This window comes from Vibrio sp. Vb2131 (assembly GCF_033338535.1).
GTDB lineage: Bacteria > Pseudomonadota > Gammaproteobacteria > Enterobacterales > Vibrionaceae > Vibrio > Vibrio alginolyticus.
This window is the reverse complement of the sequence record NZ_JAWOSW010000150.1, coordinates 1-538: the sequence shown is the minus strand read 5'-3', so window position 1 is coordinate 538 and position 538 is coordinate 1. Positions and strand designations below refer to the sequence as shown.

General features: G+C 48.5%; 1 protein-coding gene. It reads left to right on the top strand.

The features are described from left to right. On the top strand, window positions 1-538 hold a 538-nt coding region (locus R7E38_RS23310; protein WP_318082223.1), incomplete at both ends, for an FAD-dependent oxidoreductase.

The window sequence follows — 538 nt, the reverse complement described above, 5'->3', positions numbered from 1 at the left end:
AAAATGAAGACGCGCCGGGTGTTTATGACGCCCTACCATTTTTGATATCCAATACCTATAAGGTCATGGAGCTAGAACATAGCCAACCGTTTATCGATATGGCAGGCAAAAAAGTCGTGGTGCTTGGCGGTGGTGATACCGCGATGGACTGCGTGCGAACTTCGATCCGTCAAGGCGCATCTAACGTGATTTGTGCCTACCGTCGTGATGAAGAAAACATGCCAGGCTCCCGTCGAGAAGTGAAAAATGCCAAAGAAGAGGGCGTGAAGTTCATGTTTAACCTTCAGCCTTTAGGTATTGAGGTTGATGCGTATGGCAAAGTTTCAGGCGTGAAAGTGGTCAAAACTGCTTTAGGCGAGCCTGATGACGCAGGTCGCCGTCGCCCAGAACCTGTAGAAGGAAGTGAACACGTACTGCCTGCCGATGCTGTCATCATGGCATTTGGTTTCCAACCTCATCAAATGAACTGGCTTACTCCGTTCAATGTTGAACTTGATCAATGGGGGCGAATCAAAGCACCCAACAACCAAGAGTTTCA